The sequence below is a fragment of the Neisseria sp. P0021.S007 genome, from assembly GCF_051956855.1.
In genome coordinates, this window is sequence record NZ_JBQCXA010000710.1 from 1 (window position 1) to 625 (window position 625).

A 625-nucleotide genomic window follows, 5' to 3' on the forward strand; every position below is an offset into this window, starting at 1 on the left:
TTGCACCTTCGAACCGACAGAGCCGAAAGCCGCTAAAAACACCTACACAGCCGAACGTTTCATCTGGCTGACCAAGCTGAACAACCTGCGTATTTTAGAGCAAGGCAGCGAGCGGCCATTGACCGATACCGAACGCACCATACTTATAAATCAGCCGTATAAAAAGAAACTGACTTACGCACAAGCCCGTAAGCTACTGGGTTTAGAAGATACCGCCTTTTTCAAAGGATTACACTATGGTAAAGACAATGCCGAAACCTCAACATTGATGGAAATAAAGGCCTACCATGCCATCAGCCGTGCGCTGGAAAAAGAAGGATTGAAAGACAAAAAATCCCCATTAAACCTTTCTCCCGAATTACAAGATGAAATCGGCATGGCATTCTCCCTATTCAAAACCGATGAAGACATTACAGGCCGTCTGAAAGACCGTGTTCAGCCCGAAATCTTAGAAGCGCTGTTGAAACACATCAACTTCGACAAGTTCGTCCAAATTTCCTTGAAAGCATTGCGCCGAATTGTGCCTCTAATGGAGCAAGGCAAACGTTACGATGAAGCCTGCGCCGAAATCTACGGAGACCATTATGGCAAGAAGAATACGGAAGAAAAGATTTATCTGCCGCCC

At 45.8% G+C, this 625-nt stretch carries 1 protein-coding gene; it reads left to right on the plus strand.

The window, feature by feature from the left end:
* On the plus strand, positions 1-625 hold a 625-nt coding region (gene cas9 / locus ACTHUR_RS15520; RefSeq protein WP_440399531.1), incomplete at both ends, for a type II CRISPR RNA-guided endonuclease Cas9.